The organism is Ruegeria sp. B32, assembly GCF_025141855.1.
GTDB lineage: Bacteria > Pseudomonadota > Alphaproteobacteria > Rhodobacterales > Rhodobacteraceae > Ruegeria > Ruegeria arenilitoris.
Genome location: NZ_CP081106.1, coordinates 262,501 through 286,760 on the forward strand (window position 1 = coordinate 262,501; position 24,260 = coordinate 286,760).

Sequence of the window (24,260 nt, forward strand, 5' to 3'; positions counted from 1 at the left end):
CCCACAGGCTTACTGATCCTAACCAAACTCCGAATACCCGGGAGTACTAGATGGCAGACACACTGCGGATGCTAACGTCCGTAGTGGAGAGGGAAACAACCCTGACCTACAGCTAAGGCCCCCAATTCATGGCTAAGTGGGAAAGCAGGTGGGACGACCAAAACAACCAGGAGGTTGGCTTAGAAGCAGCCATCCTTTAAAGATAGCGTAACAGCTCACTGGTCTAAACAAGTTGTCCTGCGGCGAAGATGTAACGGGGCTCAAGCCATGAGCCGAAGCTTAGGATGCCGTAAGGCATGGTAGCAGAGCGTAGTGTGACATAGATCCATGCCTCCTTGATCCCTTCGGGGATATTGGAGGCGAGGATCTTTCGATGAAGCCGGCCTGTGAGGGATCCGGTGGAGAGATCACTAGTGAGAATGATGACATGAGTAGCGACAAAGAGTGTGAGAGACACTCTCGCCGAAAGTCCAAGGGTTCCTGCTTAAAGCTAATCTGAGCAGGGTAAGCCGGCCCCTAAGCCGAGGCCGAAAGGCGTAGGCGATGGGAACCAGGTTAATATTCCTGGGCCAGGAGGATGTGACGGATCACAGGTGTAGTTCAATCTTATCGGATTGATTGGGCTGCTGAGTGGTTCCTGGAAATAGCCCTCCATCAGACCGTACCCTAAACCGACACAGGTGGACTGGTAGAGCATACCAAGGCGCTTGAGAGAACGATGTTGAAGGAACTCGGCAAAATACCTCCGTAAGTTCGCGAGAAGGAGGCCCGGTTCCTAGGCAACTAGGGGCTGGGGGCACAAACCAGGGGGTGGCGACTGTTTATTAAAAACACAGGGCTCTGCGAAGTCGCAAGACGACGTATAGGGTCTGACGCCTGCCCGGTGCCTGAAGGTTAAAAGGAGAGGTGAGAGCCTTGAATTGAAGCCCAGGTAAACGGCGGCCGTAACTATAACGGTCCTAAGGTAGCGAAATTCCTTGTCGGGTAAGTTCCGACCTGCACGAATGGCGTAACGACTTCCCCGCTGTCTCCAACATCGACTCAGCGAAATTGAATTGCCTGTCAAGATGCAGGCTTCCCGCGGTTAGACGGAAAGACCCCGTGCACCTTTACTACAGCTTCGCACTGGCATCAGGACTGCAATGTGCAGGATAGGTGGTAGGCTTCGAAGCAGGGACGCCAGTTCCTGTGGAGCCTCCCTTGAGATACCACCCTTTGCATTCTTGATGTCTAACCGCGGTCCGTTATCCGGATCCGGGACCCTGCGTGGCGGGTAGTTTGACTGGGGCGGTCGCCTCCTAAAGCGTAACGGAGGCGCGCGAAGGTTGGCTCAGAGCGGTCGGAAATCGCTCGTTGAGTGCAATGGCAGAAGCCAGCCTGACTGCGAGACTGACAAGTCGAGCAGAGTCGAAAGACGGCCATAGTGATCCGGTGGTCCCGAGTGGAAGGGCCATCGCTCAACGGATAAAAGGTACGCCGGGGATAACAGGCTGATACTGCCCAAGAGTCCATATCGACGGCAGTGTTTGGCACCTCGATGTCGGCTCATCTCATCCTGGGGCTGGAGCAGGTCCCAAGGGTACGGCTGTTCGCCGTTTAAAGAGGTACGTGAGCTGGGTTTAGAACGTCGTGAGACAGTTCGGTCCCTATCTGCCGTGGGTGTAGGAGACTTGAGAGGAGTTGCCCCTAGTACGAGAGGACCGGGGTGAACGATCCACTGGTGGACCTGTTGTCGTGCCAACGGCAGTGCAGGGTAGCTATGATCGGACAGGATAACCGCTGAAGGCATCTAAGCGGGAAGCCCCCCTCAAAACAAGGTCTCCCTGAGGGCCGTGGAAGACCACCACGTCAATAGGCCGGAGATGTAAGCGCAGCAATGCGTTCAGTTGACCGGTACTAATCGCCCGATAGGCTTGATTTGATCCAGTAACAGAAAGACAAATCACCAGAAGCATACACTGACCTTGAGTTGGACAACGTTGATTGATGTGAAACCCCGCAAGGGGTGACACAACAACCGTGCGGGAACGCGCATTCGCAAGCGAATACGCCGCCTCCCGCGCGCCGCCTTTTTGCAAAGCAAAAAGAGCGACGGGGATTTTCCTCGGTTTGGTGGTCATAGCGCAAGTGAAACACCCGGTCCCATCCCGAACCCGGAAGTTAAGCACTGCAGCGCCAATGGTACTTGGGCTCAAGCCCCGGGAGAGTAGGTCACCGCCAAACCTAGAAAAATCCCCCCTCTCTAAAACGATCAAAAACACGACCAGGTCTCAAACAGCCAAATAGGCAGCAGACCAACCCAAAGTGTCGCGGGATGGAGCAGCCCGGTAGCTCGTCAGGCTCATAACCTGAAGGTCGCAGGTTCAAATCCTGCTCCCGCAACCAAAACAGCCGAACTTTCCAATTCGGCATCAGCGCCCAGAGATTTTCCCTGCGGTTTGCCGATTAGTTCCAGAAGATCCCCCCGCATCTCGAATTCATGGCTGCGCGTCTCTGCGTTCCAGCGGATGATGACTTGGTCCAGGAGCGCGTGCAGTTCATCACTGGCCCGGCCCGCCACGCCCTCATCTGATAGGGTGCTGGTGATATTGGCGACAAAGTCCCTATAGAGTGTAGGAAGGTCTTCCGGCAATTCTATCGGGACAGGCACCTTAGCTTCCCGTTCCGCGCTCCTAAGTTCAAGTTTTGCATGAACTGCGTTGAGCTCCTTGATGACAGCATCGGAATGCAGACCGTTCTTCACCGCGCGCAGGAGGCTCGCGTGATCCTGTTCGAGCTGTTTGGTCTCCTCGTCGAACAGGCGTAGCGCATCGCCCTGTTGGTGCAGTGTTGCCTCGAGTTGCGCTTCGTAGCGGGATCGGAATCTTTGATAAGCTGTATCCTGCAAAAAGGCTTCCGCGCAGGTTTCCCAGGATCGTTTCCGCCGCCAGGTCTTCCTTCAGGGCCGGCATGCCAGAACAATCAGTGGCGCCTTTCTCTTTTGCATTCGCGCAATAATAGCGCCTGCTCTTGCCGGAGCCTGCAACTGTCAGCTTGCCGCCGCAATTGCCGCAGGTGAGCAGGCCCGACAACAGGAATTTGCGTCGCCGAAGGCGCTGCGAAGCAGATAACCCGTTTTTGTCGTGGCAGTTCTTTTGCCGCGTTGTTTGGAAAGTGCCTCCTGGCGTGCCTTGACGGCGTTCCAAAGATCTTCCTCCACGATGCGCAGTTCCGGCACCTCCTGGGTCTTCCAGGCTTCGGGTGAGTTGAGCTTGGACACGCGCCGACCTGTGTCGGGGTGTTTGGAATAGCGCAGGCGATTCCAGATGCGCCGACCCTGGTAGAGTTCGTTGTTCAGGATACCTGTGCCGCGCTCGCGGTTGCCGTTGATGGTATTCTGCTTCCAGTGCCCAGATCCCTCGTCGCGCCCGCGCGGGGCGGGGATCTTGTCGGCATTGAGGTCGGAAGCGATCCGCAAGGGAGACTTGCCATCGGCATACTCCCGGAAGATACGGGCGACCACTGCGGCCTGGGTTTCGTCGATCTCCAGTGTACCCTTGATCGGGTCCCCGCGGTCGTCCAAGGTACGTCGATAGCCGTAGGACAACCCTCCAGCGCTTTTGCCCCGTTCTATGCGTCCGGCCAGACCCCGGCGGGTTTTGTCTGCCAGATCTTCCAGGTAAAGGGCCGCCAAAGTTCCCATGATACCGATATCGAGGATACCCAGCTTGCCTTTCCCGAGCGAATGGATCTCCACGTCCTCGTGCGTGGCGGCCTTATAGAAAGCCGTCATATGCTCAGTATCCCGCGCCAGACGGTCAATATGCTCGATCAGAACAATATCGACAGCTCTGGCCTGCACAGCTGCCAACAGCGCTTGATATCCAGGGCGCTCGGCGGTGGCGCCGGAGATGCCTTGGTCCTGAAATATCTCCGTGATCTTCCAACCTTCCCGCTTGGCATGTGCGCTGCATTCGCGGATCTGGTCTTCAGTCGACTTGGGGTTCTGAAGGTCCGATGAGAAACGAGCGTAAATTACAACTCGAGCAGGTGCCATTGTGATATCTCCAGGATGCGGCAATCAGTTGTGCAAGGAACTTTCGAAAAGGCAAACAAAAAATACCCGCAATGCTTGAAGTTGAGGTTGGAAAGGCCTGCGAATCCAATATGGTAGGCGCACTGCGTCCGGGGTTTCTGGCTCCCGCCCGCCCTTCTGGGTGGTGCGTTTAACGGCAACTTCGGCAATCAAGTCGATCAATCTGTCGAGGGGCATCCTGGTCTCCTTTCGCTGAGGACACCTAAAACCATCAGCGCGAAAGAGCAGCGAATGCCCTGAGTTGAGAGGCTGACAGTAGCCCGCGCCGGGGAACCAGCGCGGGTTTTCTATCAAGGAGTGGATTATGGAAGAATATTGGGCACCGCACCGATTGGCGATGGCAAGAATGACCGACGCCGAGATCCAGGAGAAGGTTGATTGGGCCTGCGATGAAGATTGGGAGGATCTGCGCAACGGTGGCGTCGATCTTGCGGATACATCAAGCTATTCGACGACGCACCGCCTGTTCTTTGCGTTGGAGGAGCAAGAACTCCGGAAAACGATGACCGGTCATGAGGCGACGGAGCGGCTGGAGCGCCTCAAGAAGCTTGCAGGCAATCAGGCCGGATGAATGGCAAGCAGCCCGAAGCATACAGAACAATCGGGCTGCGGTTGATCTCTTCAGCCGTCAGTCAAACGGGATCTCGCCAGGTTCAACGCATGGGGCGCGGGCAAGCCGTTCATTGATCTTGCACTGTGCATTGAAGTCTTCGCGTGTTGCTTGATCGGCCTTTTTGTCTTGACCGAACTCAAAATGCGTATCGAGATCAGTTCGGACTTTGGCGGTGTCGAACACCGTGCCTTCAATGCCATCGTAGATCTCGCGGGCGTGCTCGATCTTTTCCCAGGCGCCCTTGGCGAAAACCCTTGGGTCGATCAGATATTCGCTGTGTCCGATCTTCTTGATGAGGCCCTTGGCGGAGAGCTTGGACAGGGCATTCTTCAGGCTTCGGGTGTTTGAAAACCCGCATTCGTTGGCTACGATCTGCCTGATCCGGGGTGTCAGTGCGACGATATTGGAATCAAATTCCATGCGCTTTGCCAGCGCGGTCAGGACACGGGGTTGGCAGCCGAACAGCCGTGCCAGGTCAGCAATATAGACCTTGATGAAATCCGGCTCAGTTTTGCGCCGGGAGCGCTTGGTTTTTTTCGCGGTTATTGTATTGCCCTCTGCATCTTCGACAACATGTTCGAAGATCTCGGAGGTATTGCGGCCTGCGGATTCATCTCGCGGTTTGGTGAGGGTTTCGATTTGGCTGTAAAGATCTGGGGTTTTAAGGGGAGAAGTTTTTTCTTTGTCATTTGGTGTCCTTGGGTAGAGGACTGAATATGGGGTTGGTGAATTTATACGAGAGTCATTTTTTTGTTTAGGGGCGCAAAAAGAAACAAAAAAAGAGAAGAAGAGAAGGAGGGTATCTTCAACCCCTTGAGAAAAATGACCTTCTTCTCATTTCTGTCATCGCCAGGATGCCAATGGGTCATCAAAGTGATGACCTTGCGGCATCCTGGCGATGACGTCCAGCGCGCGGCAATTTCCGGGGCGGACAGTCGCAGTTTGTATCGGTTTGATCGAAGAACCAGAACAGCCTGGCGGCGCATCTGGCGGCATAGACCGTGCGAGGGGCACCGTCCTGGTGCCCAGGCAATTCACCTGCCTCGACCACTGACCAGACTGCCCGGGTAATACTCTCGCGGATGTCGCGGCGCGTGGCGTAGGGCACCTTGGACAGCACTGTTGCAATCAGCAACGCGGCAGAGTTCTGAATCATGATTTTCTGCGGCCTGGATGCGCCCATCACGCACAGTGCGTCCCGCGTCTTTGAGGGTAGTTCCCGAAATGGCAGCAGGCAGCGTGTTGCGTGTTCGTTGAATCTGCTGGCTCGTGTCATTTGTTCTCCTTCAGGTTCACAATTTTTGTGCTCGGAAGGAGATAGGTCCTGTTTCCCGTTTTGATGAAAAAAAAGGGAGGGCGCACAAGGGGATTTAAGGCAATGCCCTTAAAACCCGACAGCTGCAACAGATATGCTTAAACTTACAACACGCTTTGAGGGTATTACCACCGGAGCACGGCCGGGACGCGCGCGGTTGTCCGAGAAACAGGCTGCGCAGAAAACCATTGCCAATCTCCGCTATATTGCGCGGCCCGCCGCCGTCAAACCAGGCGATACAGTGGTGCTGAATCTTGGCGCAGGGGACGATCCTAAAGCCTTGCAATCTGTCATGCGCGAGGCGCTGCGGCGCCGCGCCGGGAGGGGCGGTAAAAAGGGCATCCGTGTTGCCGAGAAACTGATGTGCAGCCTTCCCAACGACTTTGCCGGAGAGCCCGCCAGGGAAGCTGTGCGCCTGATTGCGAAACGTCTGGCAGCAGGTTCGCCCGATGTGAAGGTCTATGCCGCAATCCATACTGACAGACCGAACAACCTGCATGCGCATTTCCTGGTAATTGATGGTTTGGAGACGCGGGAACAGGCCGGGAAGCGGGTGGAGGCCAAAGCCAAGCGTGTGAGGCCCCGCTCCGTGGTTCGGCTAAACGACCGTGGCCGACCGAAAGAACTGCGAAGGGCTTTCGCGGGCGCAATCAACGAGGTTGCAGAGAAGTTTGGGCTGACCATGGTAGAGCATCGGAGCTTTCGAGAAAGGCACAGTCTGAAAAAGCCAAGGCGCCACCGTGGGACCAAGCGAGGTTTTCCTGTTGGAAGCGTTTTTTTGGAGCAAGTCCTTTTTTCCCCTATCGAGAACCTGTTTCCCATTGAGGACACCTTCGAAATAGAAGTTGAGGACATCGTGAGTTGGCGGAGGCAGGCGAGGGAGGGTTTGCGATCACCGCACATGCGAGGTTAGTTTGATATCAGTCAGGAAACGACTCTTGGGACGAAAATGAGGGCGCCGATAATGCTCTGGAAAGATTAGCACTTTTCATCTCTCGGCGAGCTGTATAGCGTGCGGAAGAATCAATTCAAAGGAGAAACCTGTGGCGATCAGATTGGCCATGTTCAACCACAAAGGTGGGACCGGAAAGACTGTTTCCGCGTATAATATTGGGTGGAAACTAACCGAGCACGGGCACAGAGTCCTCCTGGTGGATGGGGATTCTCAGGTCAACCTCACGGCCCTGGCCTTGGGGTTCGACAGATTCGATGATTATTATGATGATCCGGCCACGAAGCTCAACAACATCAAGGATGGTGTTGCACCTGTCTTTGAAGGGAAGCCAGAGGCATTGAAGGCTTTTGACTGTCCCACAGCGGAAAACAATGACAGCCTTTTTGTCTTGCCAGGTCATGCTGATCTTGCAGCTTATGAAGGGCAGTTGAGTTTGGCTCAGGAAACTGGTGGGTCGCTCTCTGCTTTGAAAAACCTTCCTGGCGCCATCCACTCGCTCATCGGTTTGATTGAAGAACGGCATGGAATCGATTTCACAATAATCGATTTGAACCCAGGATTAGGCGCAATAAACCAGAACTTCTTCATGGGTTGCGATGGATTTGTAGTCCCGACGAACCCTGATCCGTTCTCTTTGATGGCTGTTGAAACACTTGGGACCCATCTCACCAAATGGTTTGAATGGAAGACTGTGAACTTCGGCAAGTTTGTAGATGCAGGATATCCTCTGCGTGAGTCTACGCCGGTTTTTCTGGGAACTATTAATGCGCGCTTCAACAAGCATGCCAGTAAAGCTGCAAAAAAGTTCGACAAGCGTATTCAGCAGATTGACGAAAGCGTGGCGGCGGGACTGGTTCCCAAGTTGGCGAGTGTTGGAATGGTAGTGTCTGCGGACTGCTATCAAAAAGCTCATGATGATTGGAAAGGCGTTCTTTCTGAGGACAACACAGGTCTCTACGCTCTTGGTAGGGTGCCAGACTTCCAGGGGCTGATACATACAGCGACAGTTTCTGGAGTTCCTATCTACCGACTTAATGAAGACCTTCTCAAGGCAGACGATATCGTCGGTGTCGTCAAAGACAACGCCTTAAAGAATGTCAAACAATTCGATGAAATCTTCGAGGCGATCACTTCGAAAATTGAACTCCTGGTATCAGATGACTGCCGCGAAGAATAACTTCGAGAGCCATATTCAACAGTGTAGTGAAGCGATTGAAATATATGAGTATCTTGAGAAGATCGGCTATTCGGCTGACTTCGGGTTGAGATATGTTTGGGTCGCGTCCATCTCAGCGTTGGATCACTATGTCTCGGAACTTATCGTGGAGAAATCTACTGAACAGTTTGCTAACGGCATCCCGCTAACAGCAAAGCTGCTGAATGAAGGTGTTCCTTTAGATGCCGTATTGAAAATCAATGCTGCAAGCCCCGCGCAAACCATTGTTGAGTTCAGGAACTCTGTTTCAAACATGGTGCGATATAGGACTTTTCAGAAAGCAGATGATGTGGCGGATGGCCTCGCCTTTGTGTGGGGGCAAAAGCAAAAATGGAAGAAGATTTCCGCTACCATGGGAGCTACACCTGATCAGACTAAAGCAACATTGAACGCCATTGCATACCGGCGAGACCTGATTGTTCACAATGCCGATTACAACGAAGCTTCAGGGGCTCTCTTCGATTGTGATCTGGCTGACGCGAAGAATGCCGTCTCACACATTGTCGCGGTAGTCCAAACAATTGATAGCTTAGTCCCTTAGCCTTCGACAGTTGCGGGAATCTGGGTTCGCCAAAGTCCAAATCCTGCTCCCGCAACCAAAACCACAAGATCAAAACACCGACCAAGCCGCCCAAGGGCGGCTTTGCTCGTTTTCCACCGCTCGTTCAGCACCAACCCAACAATCGCCGACTAACAAAAGAAAAGAAAAGCGCAAAATGCGCAATCGAAGTTCCCAAGACGAAGGCTACGACCGACCAACCAACCGCTGACCCAGGTCAGCGATCGATCAGACTAAGTGCACCCTTAAACGCGCGCTTTTTCAAATGCGGCCCAAGCGACTTCAAACTTCTCGAAGCAGAAGCCGGGTTCAGAAGCGGCGCTCAGAATTATTCGTTCGGTTTCAAAGAGTTTCAGAATGGCGTGTTCGAGCTGATCGATCAGATTGGCGGGCACGACAACAGCACCATGCCGGTCCGCATGGATGAGATCCGATGGATTGACCGTCAGGCCGAAGATCGAAACAGGTGTGTCGATTTCTCGGACGTGAACGAAACCATGGCTGGGCCCGATAGAACCGGCGATGACCGGGAACCCTTGCGGCATGTCACCAAGGTCCCGCATGACCCCGTTGGTGAGCGCGCCTGCCATTCCGAATCCCTTGTGTACAGACGTATTGATTTCGCCCCAATAGGCGCCGATGCAGGAGGGGAAATCGACATCCTCAACCACTGCAACTGAGGGAGCCGGGGCCTCGGCCATGTATCTGTAATAGTCCATTCGCCGCTGCCTGATGACTTCCGGCGCTTCGGAGGGCGGTTGCACCGCAGCGATCTTGGCCGTACGGGCAAATCCGACGATTGCGCCCTCGGACGGGGCCGAGCAGAACATCGTACCACGCGTGAATTGGTTAAACCCGCGCTTGCCTTGTGCCATCTCGATGGCGTTGCAGACTGTGGGTGTGTCGACCTTGCGCAGCAAGGCAAGTAGGGACGGTGTCATGGAACCTCCAACCAACGGCGCAACGCCGCTGTGGTTTCCTGTGGTCGTTCGAGGGTGGGCAGGTGCCCCGCACCGATTACGACCTCCAGCGTGCTGTTTCCGAGAAGCTTGTGCATCAGTTCGTGCCGCTCCAACGGACATAGTCTGTCATCCTCGCCGCATAGAACGAGGCTTGGACCTTGATAAACGGACAAGGTGTCCGTTTGATCCGGGCGGCCCATGAGTGCGATGGACTGGCGAAGAAATACCTCGGGGCCCAGATCGGTTGCCATGGCCATGCAAAGGTCAAGAATTGCGCCCTGTCGAGGGCCATCGGCCAGATAGTTCGGCTTCAACTCGTCACGCATGACCTGCCGCAATCCACCTTGGCGCACGGCCTCCATCTGCGGACCTCGCCGGGTTTTGACCTCGTCTGTTTCGGCCAGCGGGTTCGTGTCCAGGAGGGCCAGCCGTTCAACACGTTCTGGCGCCTGGCGCAGGACCTCCATGGCAACGATCCCGCCCATGGAAAGCCCCGCAAGGGCAAATATCGGCGGTGCATGGCTCAGTACATCGGCCGCCATTGCCTCGACGCTGTCCTGGGCGCTCAGCGGGTGGGTCATCAGCGGCACCCGTCCGGACAGGGCTTCGATTTGCGGCCCGAACAGTCGGGCATCGCACATCATTCCGGGAAGAAGAACCAGGGGCGTCATGCCGATGCCAATCTGGCACCTTCGGCCAGGGAGGCCAACTTGGCATAGGCGATGTCGGGGTCGACCGCACCGAAGCCGGCAAAAGTGCCAAACCCGCAGTCACTCCCGGCGATGACCCGATCCGGCCCGACGATGTTGGTGAACCGCTCGATGCGTTGCCGCACCAGCTCGGGGTGTTCGATGAAATTCGTTGTCGTGTCTACGACGCCGGGCACAAGGATCTTGTCGTCCGGGATTTCGCTCTTGCGATCCCGGAAGACGGTCCACTCATGGGCGTGGCGCGGGTTCGACGTTTCGAACAGAACATAGCGGGATTTGGTTGCCATCAGGGTCGTGAATACCTGATCCATCGCAATGTCGCAGCAATGCGGGCCTTCGTAGTTGCCCCAGCAGATATGCACCCGGACCCTATCTTGCGGGACATTCTGCAGCGCGTGGTTCAGGGCTTCGACATGCATCTCGGCGATCGCGATGAATTCGGCATCGGACAGATCAGCGAACAGCATGTGCCGGGAAAGGGCCAGATCGGGGCAGTCCAACTGAAGATCCAGTCCCGCTGCGACGATCGTTTCATATTCCTGCTTCATCGCATCCGCGAGCGCGGCCAAATAGGCTTCACGGCTGGGGTAGTGGGCGTTCTGCAGAAACAGAGAAATCACCCCGGGCGAGGCGGCGTTCATGAAGCCATGTTCGACTCCGTGCTCAGCCATTGCCTGCTTGAGATTGCGGATATCCTTGTTCAGTTCGTCTTGGCCTTTCGAGCGAACGTCGCCCGTGCATTGCGGCCGGGCGTATTGGGGTGTGCCCCCTTCGTTGGCAAGACGTTGCAAAAAACTGGGAAACATCTTCAGGTCCGCGGGGGCATTCCGTGGACTGTCCCCCGAGAAACCTGTGTAGCGGTCCTTTACGTATGTCGCGTACGAGATTTTTGAGGTCTCTCCGTCGCTGACGATGTCCACACCGGCCTCGACCTGACGCCGAACCGTTTCAGACACGGCCTTGGTCATGCAACTGTCGAACGCATCGGCGTCATAGGGCTCGTGCCGCTCGCGCGTAAAGATGAAGTCGACAACTTCCTGGGATCGGGGCAGAGACCCCACATGGGTGGTAAGTATCTTTGTCATGCGGGGTCCTTTCTTGATCAGTTGCCGGTCCAGGTTGCGCCAGCAGGATCGTCGGTCGCGGTGATGCGGTACAACCCGGCCGTTCCGGTCATGGATGGAGTGATGGTATAGGCTTCGCCGGGCAGCACCAGCACAGTATCCCCGCCCGAAATCGTGGTTTCGACATCCTCGACGGTGACCCGCCAATGGCCGCTTGCCGGCATCAGCACGACGGGCTTGGCCGATTTGGTGGGGTTTTGAACACCTGAGCCACGGGTCAGGAAGTCGACCTCAAAGCCCGGCTTGTCCTTGATCAGACCGTTTTCACCGATCACCTTGGCGGGTTTGTCGGCCGCCAGCGCCATCAGGTCCCAGTAGCGGGCCACGTATTTGCCTATCACGGCCTCGACCGGCACTTCGGGATAGGATTTCAGCTGCTCCTCGGTCAGCAGGGGCATGGGCCGGACGTTGTGCGGGAGGTCCTGGCCCTTCTTGCTGTCGTAGAGCACGCCGTTGTCACCCAGCATCAACCCATGCGCCCGGGCGTCTTCAATAACCTGAGGTGCCCAGGTTACGCCGCCGCCTGCATCGTCGCCGCCCAGAATGGACATGATCATCCCGTAGTCGTCGCCCACGTTCTCGAACCCGCGGAAAATGCCGGTGGGAATGTCGAAGATGTCACCTTCCTCGGCAATGAACTCGCCCGCCGTGCCATAGCGACCCCAGAAAAACCGCCAGCGGCCCTTGGCGACAAAAAAGACCTCGGCCGTCGTATGGCTGTGCAGCGAGTTGCGGCATTTGGGCGGCTGGCCGGCGGCCCCGATATTGAAGCCGATCTTGTCGGTTATGTGCACATGCTGATCCGGCGACTCCGAAACACCGCCGCCGATGATGGTAAAGTTCTCTTTCTGATCGCTGCCCGGCGTGTGGGCATCAATGAAGGCCGTCTTGCACGGCTTGAGCTCTCCATAACGGACGATGCGTGATGCGATGGTTGATTGTGTCATGATTCTGGTTCCGGATTTTGCGTTTGAGGGAATGGTCGGCAGATGTTCGATCACGTTCCCGGAGGCCGCAAATTCAGGCGGCGCGCTCGAAGGCTTTGCCGGAACCGGTGCAAGCGTCGGCTTGCATCGGTTTCGCGCAGGCCGCACGCCAGAACACGATATTCGACCGGAGCGTGCATTCAGACCTCTGCGCCCTGCAGAAGGATCTGCTTCCAGACCGAGGTTTCATCAAACAGGGTGTATTCGCGGCGCAGCTTGGGTTCGCCGCTGATCAGTTCGCCGAATTCGGCATGGCTGATGCCCAGAACATAGACCTGCGCTCCGGTGGGGGCTCCGAACACCCCCCATCCGTCATGCTTGCCCCACAGGCTCCAGCGCAGTGCGGCACGGGGTGGCATGTTGGGATCGTCGCGGCCTATCTGGTGTTCGATGCGGAACTCGGCATTGGGGAAGCTGGCTCGCAATCCCATCCAGAACCGGTCGACCGAGTCCCAACCGTGTCCGGTGACCCCGCCGACATATTCCGACTGAACCGCGCGGTCGTATTCAGCCCCGATCGCGCCCATGTCGGCGTTCATGATCCGGGTCAGAATATCGGCATAGCGCTGGCCCCATTCATTGTCGTTGCCTCGACCCTTGTAAGGGCCGGGCTGGTCGATCTCGGGCGTCAGAGGTTTCACGCAGTTTTCCGGCCCGCCCTCGCGAGCGATCAGGTCGGCCGCGTATTCCTTGGGGTCCCAGCCCATCTGGCGCACGATGGCCCCCTGATCGCGGATCAGCCATTCATCGTTGATCTGATTGTCGATCGCATGGCAATCGGCCAGAATCCGGTACCGCAGCTTGGTTCCGGTTGGTTTGCCATAGACACCTTCGGCAAGGTGCGTGGCGGTCGAGATGATGCGGTGGGAACTCAGCATCCCCTCTTCGGGCGTGCCCGACCAGATCACGTCTTCGCCCAGAAGCTGCCGGTCGGGAAACTCGGCCAGGGTCGCCATCGTCGCGCCGATGACGTTTTGATTGCCCAGCACGACCGAACCCGGTGAACGGACAACGATGTCGTCGCTGTAATATTCATGCAGCGTGGCGATCCCGCGATCTTCCCAGATTTCCTTGGTGATGCCGATGATATAGTCGGGAAAATCCCGGAATTTGGGGTCAAATCCCTTCATGTGTTCGTCCTTTTTGGGTTCCATCCCTTGGGCAACCGGGCCGAGGTTCGTACGATCAGCGGTCCGTCAATTGCCACCTTGCGGGGTTCAGAAGTCTTGGGTTCTTCGATGTGATCCAGCAGCGCGGCAACCGTTTCCGCGACCATCAGGTTCGCCCGCTGCCGGATCGTCGTCAGATTGTATGCGGGCCATCCGGCGGGGGGCACATCGTCGTACCCCACGACCGAGACGTCTTCGGGGATGCGCAGGCCCAGCTCAAAGCGTAGAACATCCATGACCGCCAAAGCCATATGATCGTTGGCGACGAAAACCGCGTCAGGTCGGCGCTCCGGTGCCACGTCGAACATGGTTCGGGCCGCCGCACGGGCATTTTCGGTGTGAAACTCGCCGATCCCATGTGCAAAAAGATCGCTGCCGGCGTCGCGCAGTGCGGCAAGGAAACCAGCCTCGCGGTCGCGTTGGGTCGAGGCACCCTGCCAGCCCGCGATATAGGCGATACGTTGGTGCCCGCCCGCCAGCAAGAACTCGGCCACCTTACGACCGCCGGCATAGTTGTCCGAGGTCACGGTGGTGATACCCTCAAGATCCTGGCTGCGGTTGAACAGCACCACCGGAACGCCGGCCTGCTGGCAGCGGGTGGCGATGTCCGACGACATCGGCACCGAGGCCAGAATGACCCCGTCCACCTGATAGTCGAGGATCTCTTCCATCACGTCGTCGATGTTCCCGGCCGAGCGCGAGGCCATGAAGATCAGCACGTGATAGCCATGCTCCTGCAGGCGGTTCGACAGTTTCTCCAACGCCTCGGGATAGAAGTAGTTGTCCAGGTAGCCGACAACCAGGCCGATGATCCGGCTTTTGCCCGACACCATCGCCCGCGCCAGCACGTTGGGACGATAGCCCAGTTCGGCCGCCGCCTTGCGCACCTTTTCCTCGGTCTTCTTGCTGACCGAAGCGCCGGGCGTGAACACCCGGCTGACCGCCGACTGGCTGACGCCGGCCAGTTGCGCAACCTGAAGCGATGTGACCTTGTCCGCCATCAGTCCGCCGTCCATCCGCCGTCGATCAGCATCGACGTGCCGGTGACCAGCCCCGAGGCTTCGGAGGCAAGATAGAGAACCGCGCCCATGATGTCCTCGACCTCGCCCACGCGGTTCAGCTTGATCTTGTCCATGATCCAGGCCGCACGTTCGGGGTTGTCGAAGGTCGATTGCGTCAGCGGGGTTCGGATGAAGGTCGGGCAGACCGTGTTGATGCGCACGCCCTGCTTGCCCCATTCGATCGCCATCGCCTTGACCATGCCTTCCAGCCCGTGCTTGGTCGCACAGTACAGCGCCCGGTCGATGCCGCCGACATGGCCCATCTGGCTGGAGATATGGATGATCGAACCGGGCCGCCCGGCTGCCATCAGCGCCTTGGCCGCGTAGGCCGACAGGAAATAGGCCGAGCGCAGGTTGACACTGGTGACCGCGTCGAAATCCTCGGGCGTGGTTTCGACCGCCGGCCCGTGCCGCGCGGTTCCGGCCGAGTTCACCACCACGTCAAAGGCTTGCGCGTCGAACAGCGCCTGCAACGCGGTCAGGTTGCCCTGATCCAGAACCCGCCCCTCGGCCGACCAGCCCTGCGCCTGCAGGGCGGACACCGCTTCGGTCAGCCGCTCGGCCCCGCGCGCGGCGCAGACCACATGCGCCCCGGCCTCGGCCAGGGCGACAGCGCACCCCAATCCGATGCCCGAAGACGCGCCGGTGACCAATGCGGTCTTGCCGCTCAGCGAGAACGAAGGGGTGCGGGGCAGTTGTGTCATCAGCTCATTCCATCCGGGGTTTCAATGCGGCCCAGGTTCCGGGCCTTGTTGAATTCCCGCAGGCGGGCAAAGACGTCAACACCAAGCTGCGCATAGGCGTCCAGAAGATCGACCAGAACCCAGTTTTCGCGAAGCAGTCCGTTCTCCAGTCGCCAGAAATCGAGGCTGCGCATGGTGATCCGCTTGCCCGAGGGCGCAATGCCCATCCACCCGTCATGGGTGACGGTCTGGATCATGTTGGGCCAGCCGGTCACTGCCGCGTAATCGCCATCGCCGAAGAAATGATAGGTGATGTCATCGACATATTGCCCGCGATCCGGCATCCCGTTCAGGAACGGGATCTGGTGCCAGTTGCGGAACCCGGCATAGCCGCGCCCGGTGCCGATGCCCGAAGGCCCGTACCAGTTCATGCGCGGATGCCAGAACCGCTCCATCTCCATCACTTCGGGGCCGCCCTGCGAGGGGTGCTTTTTCAGATGTTCCAGCATGTCGATTATGTGCTGGCAGGTGGCGCGGCCCTTGTCGGCGTCATAGGGCCCCGGCACCAGACCGTCCTGCGTGGCCGGGCCCGGCACATGCCATTCGTGGCCCAGGCTGGGCGCCATCGGCCAGGCACGGGCCTGCATCATCACCTCGGGGATGTCCCACAGGGCCTGCATTTCGACGATCCGGCCGTTCTCGAACCGGTAGAACTCGTGAAACCGCATGGTGACCTGGTGGCCGGTGGGCGGGATGTCCAGCCACGGACCGGTGAAGGTGCCGGTGTAGTAGCCGCCGCAGCCGACCCAGTCGGCGTCGAACTCGTCCGGCCCGGCCATCACGATATAGTCGCGCCGCTCGAGGTCCGGCCAGGCATCCAGCAGGCCTTTGTAGGCCCGATCGTAAAACGCCTCGCTGCCGGTGCTGTCACCGAAGGGGTGGCACAGGCGGAACAGGGCGTCGGGCGCGGTCACCTGCGCCAGTGCTTCCCGCACGCCGGGTTCGTCGAAATCATACATCGCCGCCCGAAGCGGCGCGATCAGCGCCTTGTGCTGCGTATGCCTGTCACTCATTCGGCGGCATCCCGGTATGGGGCCGGTGCGCCATAAGGCACGTTGATGCCGCCATAGCGGCGCACCCGTACGTTGCATTGTTCAGCATGGCCCACGAACCCTTCCAGCAGACACAGGCGCGAGCCGTACTCGCCGATCAGAGTTGCCGCCTCGTCGGTCAGAATCTTCTGATAGCTGTGGGTCTTCAGGAATTTGCCCACCCACAACCCGCCGGTATAACGCCCGGCCTTCTTGGTGGGCAGCGTGTGGTTGGTCCCGATCACCTTGTCACCATTCGATACGTTGGTGCGCGGCCCTAGGAACAGCGCGCCATAGCAGGTCATGTTCTCCAGAAACCAGTCATCGCGGTCGGTCATGACCTGAACATGCTCCGAGGCGATCTCGTCGGCGACCTGCAGCATCTCGTCATAGCTGTCGCACAGGATCACCTCGCCATAATCCTCCCAGCTGACCCGCGCGGTGTCGGCCGTCGGCAGGATGCCCAGCAAGCGGTCGATCTCGGACAGGGTCTCTTCGGCCAGCTTGCGCGAATTGGTGACCAGAACCGCGGGCGAGTTATAGCCGTGTTCGGCCTGCCCCAGCAGGTCGGTGGCACAGATCTCGGCATCGACGGTTTCGTCGGCGATCACCATGGTCTCGGTCGGGCCGGCGAACAGGTCGATGCCGACGCGGCCGAACAGCTGGCGCTTGGCCTCGGCCACGAAGGCGTTGCCGGGGCCAACCAGCATGTGCACCGGGTCGATCGTTTCGGTCCCCAGAGCCATGGCGCCGATCGCCTGGATGCCGCCCATGACATAGATCTCGTGCGCGCCGCCCAGATGCATGGCGGCGATCACCGCCGGATTCGGCTTACCCTGGAACGGAGGGGTGCAGGCGATGATGCGCGGCACACCCGCAACGCTGGCCGTGGCCACGGACATGTGGGCCGAAGCCACCATCGGGAACTTGCCGCCGGGCACATAGCAGCCCACCGACTGCACGGGGATGTTCTTGTGGCCAAGAATCACGCCCGGCAGGGTCTCGACCTCGATATCGGTCATCGAGGCGCGTTGCGCGCGGGCGAAGTTCATCACCTGCTCCTGCGCGAACTTGATGTCGGCCAGTTCGCGGTCTGACAGCTGAGCGATCAGGTCGTCGATCTCGTCCTGCGACAGGCGGAACGAGGCGGGCGAATAGTTGTCGAACTTCTCGCTCAACTCGCGCACCGCGGCGTCGCCACGGGTTTCGATGTCCTTCAGCGTCGCCTCGACCACGGCGCGGGTCTTGGCGTCATCCTCGGCCCGGTCTGCGTCGGACTTGCCGCGTTTGAGATACTCGATTGCCATTGTCATGATCCTCAGTTGTCGGGGCGGGGCGGAGTTTTCTCGCCCCGGTCATATGCTTCCCAGCCGTGGCCCTGGAACAGGTCGACGCCCAGCTGCGCGGCGACATGGGCGAAATCGACGTTCACCCAGTTGTCGACGATCTTGCCGTCGACCACTTTCCAGAAATCCATGTAGCGGATCTCGACCCGCTTGCCGGTGGGCGGGATGCCCAGAAATTCGCCCGAATGGGTCGCCTCCTGCCGGCCAAAGGCCGCGGCCCATTCGCCCATGTAAAGCCGCGCCTCGTCGATGCAGACCTTGTCGGAAAACGCGGCCTGGAAAGGGCGCTGCCAGTTGTCCTGGAACTCTTGCAGACCGTTCTTCGTGCCGCAGCCCTGATTGCCCATCCAGCGGAATCCTTCAGCGAAGAACTCGCCAATGTCGTTGATGCGGTGGTCATTCAGGCCGTCGACCATGGTTTCGATCACGCGGCGCGTGTCTTCGGTTTTGTTCAGGTCGGTGTCGCGGGTCAGAACCGCTTGTTCAGGTCGGGAACCTTTCATCGTCTTGTCCTTGTCAGATTGTCAGGGATTGGGGATCGGGGGGACATGCCCCCAAACCCGGGAAAATCCCTGGGCAACCTGTTCAGCGCCGGATGGCGCGTCAGGGCGTTATGGCGGAACCGGCGGCTCATTAGCCCTTGACCGCGCCGGCGGTCAGGCCGCTGACGATCTGGCGCTGGAAGATCATGACCAGGAAGAACAGCGGCGCGGTGATCGACACGGCCGCGGCCACGGCGACGACCTGGTCGGTGGTGGTGGTTTCGCGGTTGAACATGCCGGCGATGGCCGGAACCATGGTCTGGTTCTGCGCGTCCAGCAGCAGCGAGGTCACCAGAAAATCGTTGTAGGCCAGCAGGAAGCTGAACAGCCCGGTGGTGATGACGCCCGGCCACATCACGGGCATGATCACCCGACGGAAGGCCTGGAAATGGTTGCAGCCGTCCACGCGCGCGGCTTCGTCCAACTCGGCCGGGATGTTCTGGAAGAACGACCGCAGCATCCAGATGGTAAAGGGCTGGTTGATCGCCACCAGAACCGCGATCACGGCAAAGGGCTTGCCGTACAGCGTGGGCGCGTTTTCCCCCAGGATCGGGCGCAGCCATTCGGCCGAGTTGATGAAGACCGGCAGATAGCCCGCCACCAGAACCGAATGCGGCAGCGCGCGGAACACCAACGCGACGATCAGGATCCAGAACGCCAGCGTCGAGCCCGACCGCGCCAGCCCATAGCCCGCCAGCGTGCCCACGGTCAGCGACACGGTCACGACGCCCGCGGTAACGATCAGCGAGTTCTTGAAGTTGTTGGAAAAGCCGCGGTCGATCCAGACGGTCTTGTAGTGCTCGGTCGTCAGACCAACCACGTCCCGCCCCAGCGGGCCGAAAAGTGGGTTCAGCACGTTCAGAACGGCCGGCAGGATCACGAAAAACACCAACAGAAAACCCAGCACCAAGGCCAATCCGCCGATGATCCAACCAAACCAGGCCTGACCCGGCTTGGTGTAGGTTCTGACCATCGAGGGCAGTGTTTTGGTCGTCGCAATCACCGCGACCCAGATGGTGACAATGCCGAGGATGATGTCGAGGATGGAAAGGCCCTCCCCGGTCGCAAGAGTCGCTGGACCGAAGATCACGTTCAGCGCGTTGCTGTCGAATGCGTCCACGGGTGATTTGAAGCTCATCACCGCGATCCAGAAGATCGGGAAGGCCGCCACAAGGCACCAGAACGCAAGAAACAGGTTCGACGACAGGCGCAGGCCGAGCGGTTGGCGAAGGGCACGCGAGGACATATCAGTGACCTCCTTTGTGGTCGCGCCATGTCCGGCGCAGCGGTGCGATGAGAAGGATGACGATTCCGACCATGGTCAGCATGGCGCTGGCCGAGGCCCGGCTGATCGAACGGTTGCCCGCCTGATCCGGTACAAGGAAGTCATAGGTCAGCCATTGCAGCGAGATCACGTAGCCCTGGCTCGAGAAGCCGACGATTTCTTCGAACACCCGGTAGGAGTCCATCAGATGGATCATCGACACGAAGATGATCAGCGGCATCAGGTGCGGGATGACGATGTATTTCAGGCGCTGCCAGCGGCTTGCGCCGTCGATCACTGCGCTTTCAAGGCTGTCCTGGTTTACGGTCTGAAGACCGGCGTAGAACACGATCGCGGCAAAGGGTGCGACGTGCCAGACGCGGTATAGCATCATCAGCAACTCGATTGTCCAGGCCTGCGCGAACAGCGCGATGTCGCGGTTCAGCCACCATTCCAGCATGGCCGTCAGGATGCCGTCGCCGCGAAACAGCCAGTTGATCGACAGGGCGCCGATGACCGGCGTGATGATGAAGGGCAGGAGCGACACAAAGATCACCGGACCACGTATGGCCGACGCCGCATTGTTGATCACGATGGCGATCAGCAGCCCGGTACCGATCACCAAGGGCAGAGTGATCAAGGTAAAGGTCAACGTAAAGCGCAGCGCCTTCCAGAAATTGATCGTGGACAGCACGCTCCAGCTGCCTTCGCTGATCGCGCGCCAGGCGCGTTCAGGCTCCAGCACGTTGCGATAGCTCTCCAGCCCGACAAACTGGGTCTGCGTGATGATCTCGCCCTCTTCGTCCAGCCTCGGAACGGACTTTTCCTCGGTCACGCAGGTCTGGGTCAGGAAGCCCGGCGTGCAGGTCTCGACCTCGACCGTCTCATAGATGGGCTGGGTGACGTAGAAACTCTGCTTGAACACGCTGACCAGCGGGAAAGCGATAAAGAGAAGCATCATAAAGACAGAGGGGCCGACAAAGGCGGCAAATGTCCGGAAATTCATGGCTCTGCCTTTCTCATGGTTCTCGTTGGATTGGGTGCGGGAGGGTCTAGGCCCTCCCGCGGCAGGATCAGTTGTTGACCAGTCCGGCCTCTTTCGCGGCGGTCAGATAGTCCGCCTCGATGTCTGCCAGCGTGGTCTGTGCGTCCTTGGCGCCGGTCAGGTAATCGGCCAGGCCATTGCCAAGCGCAGTGTGCATGATCCCCATCGGGCCAGATGCGGGATAGGCTTTGGCGCCGGCTTCTGCCGAAGCGGCTGCACCTGCGGCCAGATCACCGGGCTTGTAGGCCGGGTTCAGCCAGACGGCGGCGTTGTTGTTGGCCTCGACCATTTCTGCATCCATGCCTTCCAGCGCCACGCGGAACGCGGCATCGGCTTCCTCGTCGCTCATGTTCGAGGCAAGAACGATACCGTCCCACCAGATCGTGGTTGCCGGAGCGGCCGAGCCCATCGGAGCGGCCGCCATGACGACCTTGCCGACGACCTGGCTTTCGGCCTCATCGTTCATTGCGGCCGCGCGGCTGGCCCACAGGTTGGCCATGGCGATCTTGCCTTGTTGGAACTGCTGCTGAACGTATGTGGAATCCGACACCAGATACTCGGGGTCCATGTATTCGGTCATGGCCTTGAGCGTCTCCAGAGCCTTCACGCCCTGATCGTTGTTGATCGCAGGCATGTTGCCGTCAGCAAAGAACTCACCGCCTTCGCCCAGATACATGTTCACGAATTCCTGACCCAGGTTCCAGCCGGTCTTGAAGGTGCCGCCGATGGGGTAATCCATGACGCCGGCCTCTTTGATCTTGGCTGCAGCGGCCAGAACATCATCATAGGTCTTGGGCTCGTCGATCCCCAGATCGGCCAGAACGTCGCTGCGGTACATCAGGTGCTGGGCGTTCACCATCATGGCGATGGCCATGGTTTGGCCGTCCACCTTGATCAGCTGGTTCGGCAGCAGGTCCTGGCCATATTTCGCGACCAGATCATCAAGCGGACGAATGGTGCCCGCGTTCAGCAGCGGCACCAGCGTTGCATTCGACACGCCGCCGATCTGGTACAGAGCCGGATCCGCCGCAAAGGCTTCGGGCTGCTTCTCGCGGAACTCCTGGTCCAGCGATGCGCCGAAATTGCCGCACTCGGCCATCGCGTCGGTGACGGCCTTCCAGGCTTCGAACCCGGCGGACAATGATTTGAGCGGAACGGTGTTCTCGAACGAACACGCCGCCCATGCAGTGCTGGTCACCATGGTCATGGCGCCTGCCATCAGAATTGTCTTGAGTTTCATGCGTTTCTCCCTGTCAGGATCGGTCCGTCGTCGACGTCCGGACCGTTGGTTGGCCCTTTCGGGCTTTGGTTGGGGTCAGCCCCCGATCCGCGCACCGCTCTCTGCTTCGAACAGGTGACAGATTTCTTTCGGCACCGAGAACGAGACCATCTCGCCTATTTCGGCGCGGAATGCTTTGTCGGCTTTGACCGAGACCAGTGCACCGCCGACCCGGACCGAAATCATGGTGGCGTCACCCAGCAGCTCGAGCGTGTAGATCGGTGCAGTGATCTGGCCCTGACCTTCGGCCAGTGTCGCATCCTCGGCGCGGAACCCCAAGGTCAGCGGGCCATCAGCAACGTCCACCCCCGGGATTTCGACACCCGTGGTCCGGAAAACGCCGCCCTCGACCTGACCATCCATCAGGTTCATGGCGGGCGAGCCGATGAAACTGGCGACGAAAGTGTTGGCCGGGCGGTCGTAAATCTCGGTCGGGCTGCCGACCTGTTGCACGATGCCCTTTTTCATCACCACGACACGGTCGGCCAAGGTCATCGCCTCGATCTGGTCATGGGTGACATAGATCGTGGTGACGGCCAGTTCGTGGCTGAGATTCTTGATCTGCGCGCGGGTGGATACACGCAGCTTGGCGTCGAGGTTGGACAGCGGCTCGTCCATCAGGAACACGTTCGGTTCGCGCACGATCGCGCGGGCCAGAGCGACACGCTGACGCTGACCGCCCGACAGTTCAGCCGGCTTGCGATGGAGAAAATCGTCCAGCTCGACCATGGCGCTGGCGCGGCGCACCTTCTCGTCATGGGTTGCGGGGTCGATCCCGCGGACCTTCAGCGGGAAGCGGATATTTTCATAGACATTCATGTTGGGGTAGAGGGCATAGCTCTGGAACACCATCGCCACGTCGCGGTCCTTGGGTTCAAGATCGTTGACCACCTTGCCGTCGATCAGGATGTCGCCCTCGGTCACGTCCTCAAGCCCCGCGATCATGCGCATTGTCGTGGTCTTGCCGCAGCCGGACGGGCCAAGCAGAACCAGAAACTCGCGATCGGCAATCGTCAGATCGAAGTTGTGAACCCCAACAAACGATCCCCATCGCTTGCCGACATTGCGCAGTTGAATTTCCGCCATGAAGCCCCCCGGGAAGGAATCGTTTTGCATACGTTTGCAAAAGGGTATTCTTGGTTTGCCAATTCTGGCAAGACATTTTTGCATACGTATGCAAATATGCCGGAGATCAGTGATTCACCCTCAGGCAACAACAGGCGCAAGATGCTGCAAAACAATGAAAAACAGATGAGCTTTCAAAAAGAGAAAGATCTGGTGAAGGCGTTCTATGAGGGACTGCAGTTGGCCACCAACGACAAGCTGTCAGATGTCATGGGGCGATTCTGTGCGCCGAATCTGCTGTGGCGCGGCTTTCATCCGTTCGGTCAGATTTCGGGGGTCCACGACGTAGCGGAAAACTTCTGGGCCCCTCTTCGAACCAGCCTCAAACGCATGCAGCGGCGTCAGGACATATTCTTTGCGGGGTACAACTCGCTGACCGACGAGCGCGAGGTCTGGGTGGTTTCCATGGGCCACCTGATGGGTCTGTTCGACCACTCCTGGTTGGGCATTCGACCGACAGGCAAAATGGCATTCCTGCGCTATTGCGAGTTCAACAAGGTGCAAGACGGCAAGATCGTCGAGACCGCGATGTATTTCGATATCCCGCATCTGATGGTGCAGGCTGGTCAGAACCCGTTTCCGCCACAGACCGCCGCCCATCTTGTACAGCCCGGGCCCCTGACACACGACGGTATCCTTGGCACGGATCAACCCGCCGAAGAAGGGGAGCAGACTCTGGCGCTGATCAACGCCATGATTTCTGACCTGGGCCAGTGGAAAAGTGGCCTGTCCCTGAGCGAAGAGCTGAGCCGTACCTGGCATGACGACATGATCTGGTGGGGGCCCGAGGGAATTGGCGCCACCTACACGATTGATCGGTATGGCAAGCAACATGCCGGTCCCTTCCGCGCGGCATTCGCCGAGCGGTCAAAGACCAAACATGTCTGCCGGCTGGCCGAAGGTCACTACGGCGGGTTTTTCGGCTGGCCGAACTTCACGGCTGTTCCGACCGGAGGGTTCATGGGTATGCCGGCGACCCAAACGCCCGGAGAGTTTCGGGTGATCGACATCTATCGCCGCGCAGGCGACAAACTGGCCGAGAACTGGATCTTCATTGACCTTCTGCATTTCTGGAAACAGCAGGGCGTGGACATACTGGAAAGAACCACGGGCATCGGATCGGCGCAGGTGTAGCCCGAG

General features: G+C 58.7%; 24 protein-coding genes, 1 tRNA gene and 2 rRNA genes (1 of these 27 running past the window's edge). 9 read left to right on the forward strand and 18 right to left on the reverse strand.

The window, feature by feature from the left end:
• From K3752_RS01420 to K3752_RS01430, 3 genes are all read left to right on the forward strand, one after another.
• A 23S ribosomal RNA gene (locus tag K3752_RS01420) occupies positions 1-1,921 on the forward strand (it extends 906 nt beyond the left edge of the window).
• Between the two features lie 187 nt (positions 1,922-2,108).
• Positions 2,109-2,223 (forward strand): 5S ribosomal RNA (gene rrf / locus K3752_RS01425).
• 85 nt (positions 2,224-2,308) lie between these two features.
• Positions 2,309-2,385 (forward strand) — tRNA-Met (locus K3752_RS01430).
• A 293-nt stretch (positions 2,386-2,678) separates the two neighbouring features.
• On the opposite strand, the gene K3752_RS01435 is transcribed toward K3752_RS01430, so the two are convergent.
• A complete protein-coding gene (locus K3752_RS01435) occupies positions 2,679-3,071 on the reverse strand; it encodes a zinc ribbon domain-containing protein (protein WP_260064349.1) in 393 nt (130 codons plus the stop codon).
• Complete coding sequence (locus K3752_RS01440) at positions 3,029-4,036, reverse strand: recombinase family protein (protein ID WP_260064351.1); 1,008 nt, start codon at positions 4,034-4,036, stop codon at positions 3,029-3,031. Before K3752_RS01440 ends, K3752_RS01435 begins: the two co-directional genes overlap by 43 nt.
• Positions 4,037-4,421: 385 nt before the next feature.
• Here K3752_RS01440 and K3752_RS01445 point away from each other — a divergent pair, with 385 nt between their 5' ends.
• Positions 4,422-4,646, forward strand: coding sequence for a hypothetical protein (locus tag K3752_RS01445; RefSeq protein WP_260064353.1), 225 nt, complete (start codon positions 4,422-4,424; stop codon positions 4,644-4,646).
• Between the two features lie 57 nt (positions 4,647-4,703).
• Here the strand turns inward: K3752_RS01445 and K3752_RS01450 are convergent, their stop codons facing one another.
• Positions 4,704-5,108 carry a hypothetical protein gene (locus tag K3752_RS01450; RefSeq protein ID WP_260064355.1) on the reverse strand — a complete coding sequence of 135 codons (405 nt, stop codon included), beginning with the start codon at positions 5,106-5,108 and terminating at the stop codon, positions 4,704-4,706.
• A 30-nt stretch (positions 5,109-5,138) separates the two neighbouring features.
• Between K3752_RS01450 and K3752_RS01455 the strand changes: the two genes are divergently transcribed.
• Positions 5,139-5,402: a hypothetical protein gene (locus K3752_RS01455; protein ID WP_260064356.1), complete on the forward strand. Its 264-nt coding sequence runs from the start codon at positions 5,139-5,141 to the stop codon at positions 5,400-5,402.
• 154 nt (positions 5,403-5,556) lie between these two features.
• Here K3752_RS01455 and K3752_RS01460 read toward each other — a convergent pair whose 3' ends face one another.
• Positions 5,557-5,964, reverse strand: coding sequence for a hypothetical protein (locus tag K3752_RS01460; RefSeq protein WP_260064358.1), 408 nt, complete (start codon positions 5,962-5,964; stop codon positions 5,557-5,559).
• Between the two features lie 196 nt (positions 5,965-6,160).
• On the opposite strand from K3752_RS01460, the gene K3752_RS01465 reads away from it, so the two are divergent.
• The 3 genes from K3752_RS01465 to K3752_RS01475 all read left to right on the forward strand — a co-directional run bounded on the left by K3752_RS01465 (position 6,161) and on the right by K3752_RS01475 (position 8,715).
• A complete protein-coding gene (locus tag K3752_RS01465) occupies positions 6,161-6,916 on the forward strand; it encodes a MobA/MobL family protein (protein WP_260064360.1) in 756 nt (251 codons plus the stop codon).
• A 130-nt stretch (positions 6,917-7,046) separates the two neighbouring features.
• Positions 7,047-8,135 (forward strand): ParA family protein, encoded by a 1,089-nt coding sequence (locus K3752_RS01470; protein ID WP_260064362.1) that lies wholly within the window; start codon positions 7,047-7,049, stop codon positions 8,133-8,135.
• On the forward strand, positions 8,116-8,715 hold the full coding sequence (locus K3752_RS01475; protein WP_260064363.1) for a hypothetical protein: 600 nt from the start codon (positions 8,116-8,118) through the stop codon (positions 8,713-8,715). Before K3752_RS01470 ends, K3752_RS01475 begins: the two co-directional genes overlap by 20 nt.
• Positions 8,716-8,978: 263 nt before the next feature.
• Here the strand turns inward: K3752_RS01475 and K3752_RS01480 are convergent, their stop codons facing one another.
• From K3752_RS01480 to K3752_RS01545, 14 genes are all read right to left on the reverse strand, one after another.
• Positions 8,979-9,674: an RraA family protein gene (locus K3752_RS01480; RefSeq protein WP_260064365.1), complete on the reverse strand. Its 696-nt coding sequence runs from the start codon at positions 9,672-9,674 to the stop codon at positions 8,979-8,981.
• Entirely contained in the window at positions 9,671-10,366 is a 696-nt protein-coding gene (locus tag K3752_RS01485; RefSeq protein WP_170510860.1) for an alpha/beta fold hydrolase, read from the reverse strand. The genes K3752_RS01480 and K3752_RS01485 overlap by 4 nt, the downstream gene beginning before the upstream one ends.
• Positions 10,363-11,490 (reverse strand): cobalamin-independent methionine synthase II family protein, encoded by a 1,128-nt coding sequence (locus K3752_RS01490; protein WP_260064369.1) that lies wholly within the window; start codon positions 11,488-11,490, stop codon positions 10,363-10,365. The genes K3752_RS01485 and K3752_RS01490 overlap by 4 nt, the downstream gene beginning before the upstream one ends.
• A gap of 17 nt (positions 11,491-11,507) precedes the next feature.
• Positions 11,508-12,476 carry a cupin gene (locus K3752_RS01495; RefSeq protein WP_260064371.1) on the reverse strand — a complete coding sequence of 323 codons (969 nt, stop codon included), beginning with the start codon at positions 12,474-12,476 and terminating at the stop codon, positions 11,508-11,510.
• Between the two features lie 179 nt (positions 12,477-12,655).
• Positions 12,656-13,645: an ester cyclase gene (locus K3752_RS01500; protein WP_260064372.1), complete on the reverse strand. Its 990-nt coding sequence runs from the start codon at positions 13,643-13,645 to the stop codon at positions 12,656-12,658.
• Positions 13,642-14,685, reverse strand: coding sequence for a LacI family DNA-binding transcriptional regulator (locus K3752_RS01505; RefSeq protein ID WP_217355743.1), 1,044 nt, complete (start codon positions 14,683-14,685; stop codon positions 13,642-13,644). The genes K3752_RS01500 and K3752_RS01505 overlap by 4 nt, the downstream gene beginning before the upstream one ends.
• Positions 14,685-15,449, reverse strand: a complete 765-nt coding sequence (locus tag K3752_RS01510; protein WP_260064374.1) for an SDR family NAD(P)-dependent oxidoreductase — start codon at positions 15,447-15,449, stop codon at positions 14,685-14,687. The genes K3752_RS01505 and K3752_RS01510 overlap by 1 nt, the downstream gene beginning before the upstream one ends.
• Positions 15,449-16,501: an ester cyclase gene (locus tag K3752_RS01515; protein WP_260064376.1), complete on the reverse strand. Its 1,053-nt coding sequence runs from the start codon at positions 16,499-16,501 to the stop codon at positions 15,449-15,451. The genes K3752_RS01510 and K3752_RS01515 overlap by 1 nt, the downstream gene beginning before the upstream one ends.
• Positions 16,498-17,826 carry a histidinol dehydrogenase gene (gene hisD, locus K3752_RS01520; RefSeq protein ID WP_260066236.1) on the reverse strand — a complete coding sequence of 443 codons (1,329 nt, stop codon included), beginning with the start codon at positions 17,824-17,826 and terminating at the stop codon, positions 16,498-16,500. The genes K3752_RS01515 and hisD overlap by 4 nt, the downstream gene beginning before the upstream one ends.
• Before the next feature lie 11 nt (positions 17,827-17,837).
• The gene (locus tag K3752_RS01525; protein WP_260064377.1) at positions 17,838-18,368 is read right to left on the reverse strand and encodes an ester cyclase; all 531 of its coding nucleotides are present in this window, start codon (positions 18,366-18,368) and stop codon (positions 17,838-17,840) included.
• A 130-nt stretch (positions 18,369-18,498) separates the two neighbouring features.
• Complete coding sequence (locus tag K3752_RS01530; protein ID WP_093965119.1) at positions 18,499-19,653, reverse strand: carbohydrate ABC transporter permease; 1,155 nt, start codon at positions 19,651-19,653, stop codon at positions 18,499-18,501.
• A gap of 1 nt (position 19,654) precedes the next feature.
• A complete protein-coding gene (locus tag K3752_RS01535; RefSeq protein ID WP_260064380.1) occupies positions 19,655-20,632 on the reverse strand; it encodes a carbohydrate ABC transporter permease in 978 nt (325 codons plus the stop codon).
• Positions 20,633-20,744: 112 nt separating this feature from the next.
• The gene (locus K3752_RS01540; protein ID WP_170361384.1) at positions 20,745-21,956 is read right to left on the reverse strand and encodes an ABC transporter substrate-binding protein; all 1,212 of its coding nucleotides are present in this window, start codon (positions 21,954-21,956) and stop codon (positions 20,745-20,747) included.
• 75 nt (positions 21,957-22,031) lie between these two features.
• Entirely contained in the window at positions 22,032-23,081 is a 1,050-nt protein-coding gene (locus K3752_RS01545; RefSeq protein WP_170361386.1) for an ABC transporter ATP-binding protein, read from the reverse strand.
• Between the two features lie 165 nt (positions 23,082-23,246).
• Between K3752_RS01545 and K3752_RS01550 the strand changes: the two genes are divergently transcribed.
• Positions 23,247-24,254: an ester cyclase gene (locus K3752_RS01550; RefSeq protein WP_260064393.1), complete on the forward strand. Its 1,008-nt coding sequence runs from the start codon at positions 23,247-23,249 to the stop codon at positions 24,252-24,254.
• Positions 24,255-24,260: the final 6 nt, after the last annotated feature.